Genomic DNA, 486 nt, shown 5'->3' on the forward strand with positions numbered 1-486 from the left:
GATGAAGTACTAAAACAAGCTGCGATTAGACTGAAAAAATTAATCAATAAAATGGGGATAGTCGCCAGGTTTAATGGGCATGAGTTTATTATATTAATAGAAAATTTACCTCTTAATAACATCAAAGCTCAATCGATCATTAATAAAGTGATTGTCGATATTGTGGATGCAATGGAAATCCCCTTTGAGTTCGTAGAAGGAAGGTTTTCTTTATCTTGTTTTATTGGTTATGAAACTTTTAATAGCAACTCAAAAGGAGTTCAAGATATCCTTAAAAATGCCAGTATAGCAGTATATGAGGCTTTCAAAAGAGGGAAGGATAAAGCATTACTTTACGATGAAACCATGTCTAAACAGCTAAATAATTACATCAGTTACACCAAAGAAATAAAGCAGGCATTAATCCTTAACGAATTTGAGCTACATTACCAACCTCAATATGACCACTTAAATAATATTATTGGCGCAGAAGCTTTATTGCGTTGG

The 486-nt window shown here is 32.7% G+C and carries 1 protein-coding gene; it reads left to right on the forward strand.

Annotation, left to right across the window (positions count from 1 at the left end):
- Nucleotides 1-486 (forward strand): diguanylate cyclase (locus tag GQR38_RS20065; RefSeq protein WP_165738034.1); only part of this gene is annotated, 486 nt, incomplete at both ends.

Source organism: Pseudoalteromonas sp. c7(2019) (assembly GCF_011378625.1).
Lineage (GTDB): Bacteria > Pseudomonadota > Gammaproteobacteria > Enterobacterales > Alteromonadaceae > Pseudoalteromonas > Pseudoalteromonas arctica.